2 protein-coding genes and 2 pseudogenes are annotated in these 5,178 nt (G+C 69.4%); all 4 read right to left on the bottom strand.

The genetic code is table 11. The features are described from left to right. Nucleotides 1-95: 95 nt before the first annotated feature. Complete coding sequence (locus H5J33_RS22810; RefSeq protein ID WP_078844238.1) at nucleotides 96-1,229, bottom strand: ParA family protein; 1,134 nt, start codon at nucleotides 1,227-1,229, stop codon at nucleotides 96-98. A 425-nt stretch (nucleotides 1,230-1,654) separates the two neighbouring features. Continuing rightward, nucleotides 1,655-2,269: pseudogene (locus tag H5J33_RS38400) on the bottom strand (alanine dehydrogenase); the annotation flags it as partial. Between the two features lie 741 nt (nucleotides 2,270-3,010). Further along, nucleotides 3,011-3,373 (bottom strand): annotated as a pseudogene (locus H5J33_RS38395) (multicopper oxidase domain-containing protein); the annotation flags it as partial. Nucleotides 3,374-3,684: 311 nt separating this feature from the next. After that, the coding region (cyc2, locus tag H5J33_RS22795; RefSeq protein ID WP_181796771.1) for a germacradienol/geosmin synthase Cyc2 at nucleotides 3,685-5,178 on the bottom strand (1,494 nt) is incomplete at its 5' end.

Raw genomic sequence — 5,178 nt, 5'->3', positions numbered from 1 at the left:
CACCCGGGCCTCGCCGCCCGCCGCGCGCCGGGGAGTGGACGGCTGGAGCGCCATCCCTCCTGTCGTACGGAAGAGTTCGTCGGCCCCGGGCAGACTCACTCGGCGTGACACCGGGCGAGCACCTCCCTGGCGAGCTGGCGGTAGGCGGCGGCACCGACGGAGTTGGAGGCGTACGTGGTGATCGGCTCACCGGCGACCGTGGTCTCCGGGAAGCGGACCGTGCGGCCGATGACCGTGTGGTAGACGTGATCGTCGAAGGCCTCGACCACGCGGGCCAGCACCTCGCGGCTGTGGACGGTGCGCGAGTCGTACATCGTGGCGAGGATGCCGTCGAGCTCCAGCTCGGGGTTGAGCCGCTCCTGGACCTTCTCGATGGTCTCGGTCAGCAGGGCCACACCGCGCAGCGCGAAGAACTCGCACTCCAGCGGCACGATCACCTTGTGAGCGGCCGTCAGGGCGTTGACGGTGAGCAGGCCGAGCGAGGGCTGGCAGTCGATCACGATGTAGTCGTAGTCGGGCAGCAGCGGCTTCAGGGCCCGCTGGAGCGTGGACTCGCGCGCGACCTCGGAGACCAGCTGGACCTCGGCGGCCGACAGGTCGATGTTGGAGGGCAGCAGGTCCATGTTGGGGACCGCGGTCTTCAGCAGGACCTCGTCCGCGGACATGCCCCGCTCCATGAGCAGGTTGTAGACGGTGAGGTCGAGCTCCATCGGGTTCACCCCGAGACCCACCGACAGCGCGCCCTGCGGGTCGAAGTCCACGAGCAGCACGCGCCGGCCGTACTCCGCGAGCGCGGCGCCCAGGTTGATGGTCGACGTCGTCTTGCCGACGCCGCCCTTCTGGTTGCACATCGCGATGATCTTCGCGGGGCCGTGGTCGGTCAGCGGGCCCGGGATCGGGAAGTAGGGCAGCGGGCGTCCGGTCGGGCCGATGCGCTCACGGCGCTGACGGGCCGCGTCGGGCGCGAGCGTGGCCGCGTACTCCGGATCCGGCTCGTACTCGGCGTCGGGGTCGTAGAAGTGCCCCTCGGGCAGTTCGTCGTAGTCGGCGAAGTGGTTGTGGGGCGCGCCACTTCCGTCGCCGGCCATGGCGTTCACGTGATGGCCATCCATGCTCTGGTGTGCTGTCCCGGCCGCGTGCGGACCGGAACTCTGGTGGGCTGCGAAGGTGCGCACAGCTACGGAGCCGACAGCCTCGAATCCCGCGGGGCCCTGGCCCCGGACCGGCATTCCTGGTTGACCACCCCCGGGAGAAAATGTCGACTCATTCACAAGTCGTCTTACCTCCTTGGTGACCAGGAAACTTCTAGACAAGGTCAGCGTGGCACCATGCCGACGGTTGGCGACTCTATGGCGTGTCGGCGGTCCGCAGCAACACAATCCGCCGGACCCGGCAGGATGTGTCGGCAATGAAACATGTCGCTGTCAAGGGCGTACGGCCGTCGCACAGCAGGTTTCCCGGGTGTGCGAATCGGTCGAAGCGTTACGTTCGAGGCGAGTTGACCGAGAGCCGCAAAGTGACCATACACACATCCGGCCGGACCTTGTCGGGCAAGGTCCGGCCGGGTGCGCGGGATTGACGAGTCGTGTTGACGAATCGCCTTTTGACGGGTGGTGACTTGACGACTCACCCGGTCGTGACCTGCTGGCGCAGGTCAGCCGAGCAGCGAGTCCAGCTCGACGTGGGGCAGGCCGTGGGCCTCCGCCACCTCCTTGTAAACCACCTTGCCGTCATGGGTGTTGAGGCCCTTGGCGAGCGCGGCGTCGCGGCGCAGCGCCTCCACCCAGCCGTTGTTGGCCAGCGAGACGATGTACGGCAGCGTCGCGTTGGTGAGCGCGTTGGTGGAGGTGTTGGGCACACCGCCCGGCATGTTGGCGACGCAGTAGAAGACCGAGTTGTGCACCTTGAAGGTCGGCTCGGCGTGCGTGGTGGGGCGGGAGTCCTCGAAGCAGCCGCCCTGGTCGATCGCGATGTCGACAAGGACACTTCCGGGCTTCATCCGGGACACCATCTCGTTGGTGACCAGCTTCGGGGCCTTGGCGCCCGGGATGAGGACCGCGCCGATGACGAGGTCGGCGTCGAGGACGGCCTTCTCCAGCTCGAAGGAGTTGGACATGACGGCCTTGATCTTCGTGCCGAAGATCTTGTCGGCCTCGCGCAGCTTGTTGATGTCGCGGTCGAGCAGGGTCAGCACGATGCCGTCGGCCGGGAGCCTGAGGCCCGCCGGGCGCTCGATCTCGGTCATCTCCCAGATCTCCGGGTGACCGCCGCCGCCCTTGGTGGCGGGCGGGGTGAGCAGGATCAGACGGTGGCCGTGCGGTATGTCGTGGGTGAGGCGGCGGAAGGAGCCGGAGAGCACCTCGGGCAGTTCGAAGGTGTCCTCCTCGCAGTCGTCCCGGACCCGGAACTGGAGCACGTCCGGGTACGCCACGTCCCCGGCCGCATCGGCCACCCCGGCGGGCTCGTTGGGCCCCTTGTTCACCAGGCGCAGGGTCCGGCCGGCCAGGGCGCGGAAGTCGATCAGCAGGTCGAACCGCTCGGCCGGCGCGGCGGTCAGGTCGGGCAGCTCCGCGTCGAAGTCGACCGGTACCGGGCGCGGCAGCAGGCCGCCGTCGCTGCCGATCTGGTGCACGATGCCGGGCACCGGCTCGCCGTCCTCGTCGATCAGGACCAGGTGGAAGATGCGCGCGTTGGACGCGTTGACCAGCCGGAAGCGGTACCAGGCCGGGTCCACCTCGGCGTAGGGCCAGATCCGGCCGTTGACCGTGGTGTACGGGCCGGTGAACGGGATGGAGACCGGCTTGCCCGTCTCCGGGTTGCGGTCCTGGACGATCAGCGTCTTGTGCAGCAGCCGGCCGTTGAGCCGGCCGTCCTCGTCGGTGTCGATGTTGCGGTCGGCGATGAGCAGCGGTATCTCCCGCTCCCCGGACGGCAGGTGGAGGGCGTCCTCCTCGTCGTCCCGGACCAGGTAGGTGCCGTACAGGCCCGCCATCACGTTCCAGCGGGTGATGTTCATGGCGTGGTCGTGGTACCACCACTGGACCGCCTGGTGGTCGTTCGGGTACTCCGACAGCTGGGCGTCGCCGGGGCCGACGGCGTTGTCCGTCCAGCCGTCGTTGCCGCCGCCGGTCTGGGCGCCGTGCAGATGGGTCACCAGCCAGGCGGGCAGGGCGGCGACGTCCTTGTCCGGCTCGACGCCCCCGCGGCCGGGCTCCGTGGTGGGCTGCGGGCCTTCCGGCCGCCGCCGCACCTCCACCGCCGTGACCGGGTACTCGCTCTCCTTGGGGATGCGGTTGGTCCAGGCGATGCGGACGCGCCGGCCGCGCCGCACTTCGATGGTGGGACCCGGCACCTGCCCGTCGTAGCCCCACATGAGGGTCGGCGGCAGCTGCGGGTGGAGCCGCACCCAGGTCGGGCGCAGCGCGATCTCGGTTTCGCGCAGGACGTCGTCCGTGGCGGGCCGCAGGACCGGCGGTACGGTCAACGGCGCCACGTACGGCGTCAGTTCCTTCGTGGTCGGTGCGGGCACCCGCCCGGTGTCTGCGGCGAGCCTCTCGATCGTCTCGGTCAAGGCCGAACACCCCCCGTGTTGGCGACTTGTTGTTCCCCTTGCTCCTGAAGACTCCCGAGGAGTCACCGAAGTTCCCTGAATGCCCGGTTCCGTACGAGGAGATTCGGCGAGCGTCAGCCGAGCGACAGGGTGGGCACGGCGGGCGGCCGGTCGGGCAGGAAGCCGTGGGCGCGGCGGCCCAGCCACTCGGCCTTGTACCGGTCGACGGACCGGTGCCAGTTCAGGATGCCCGCCAGCCAGTTCCGCAAGTCCAGCACATAGGCGCCCATGGCGGCCCTGGCCTCCTCGGACAGTGCGAAGTCGTCGTACAGGACGGGCAGTTCGTGCGCGATGACGTGCTCGAACTGTCGCATGCGCTGGTTGACGAGGTCCTGGACGACGGTCAGCGCGGAGGGGTAGTCCACGCCGAAGAAGTTCTGCACCACGAGGACGGCGTTGTGGATCTCGCCCTCGTACTCGATCTCCTTCTGGTAGGAGAAGACGTCGTTGAGGAGGCAGGCGTAGTCGATGGCGGCGTTCTCCAGGGAGCGCACCGGGCCGCTGGCGTACACCTCGGCCGGGATGGCGGGGCCCTGCCCCATCCGGCACAGGCTCAGGGTGAGGTCGGAGCCGAAGGTGGCGCGCCGCATCTCCAGGTAGTCGACCGGGTCCGGGATGCGGTTCTGGAGCTGGTTGGACAGTTCCCAGACCCAGCTCTCGGTCATCGTGTCGACGGCCGCCTTCAGGGTGCGCCGCTGGTCGGTGGTCATGGTGGCCGTGGTGCGCGTCCACAGGTCGATCAGCGCGCGTTCCATGGCGTTGCCGGGGACGACGGCCGCCTCGCCCTCGACCGGCATGCACTGCGAGAGCCGCGCCGTGGTCAGGCGGGCGGCGGCCAGGTCCCTGCGGTGGCCGTACACCAGCGGGTAGTAGTCGTCGCCGTAGGTTCCCCAGGCGAGCCAGTGCGCGCTCAGGTCGAGGGCCTCGGGGGTGGCGTCCGGGTCCAGGCCCGCGGAGCACAGCGCGAGGTCGTAGGCGGCCAGCTTGTCCTCGTCCCAGACCCCCTCCTGGAGGATGCCCATGCGGTGGCACCAGTCGACGAGGCGGCCGCGGGCCTGGTCGAGGTGGGGGCTGAGCTGGAGTTCGAAGGGCATGTACAGGTCGGGGATGCGGGACGGGCCGACCTTCTGGAAGGGCACGTGGGAGTAGGAGCGCAGGCGGTCCTGCGCGGCCGAGGCGAGGAGGGCGCCGATGTCGGCGGCCGAGGTGCCGAGGCCGCTCGGCAGCTGCCACGGCGAGCGGGTGCGGGCGCCCTTGTTCATGTAGCGGCTGGAGCGCAGGTGCCATTCGTGGCCGCCGGACTGCCAGTCCTGGAGCCCCTTGGTGTAGGCGGCGACGTCGGCCACCTCGGCGGGGGTCAGTCCCTTCTCCAGGGCGACGGCGGGCACTTCGGTGAGCGCGGTGTGCTCGAACTGGTGCAGCCGGGAGGTGAGGACGTCGTTGACGATGTCGGCGGCCTCCTGGGTGGTGCACTGGAAGAACGTCTCCAGGACCAGCACGCCGTTGCTGTTCTCGCCCTCCTCCTCGACCTCGCGCTGGTAGGAGAACAGGTCGTTGCGCAGGTGGAC

Source organism: Streptomyces sp. WELS2 (assembly GCF_013870595.1).
GTDB lineage: Bacteria > Actinomycetota > Actinomycetes > Streptomycetales > Streptomycetaceae > Streptomyces.
The sequence above is the reverse complement of the archived record's forward strand: the minus strand, read 5'-3'. Positions and strand labels throughout refer to the sequence as shown.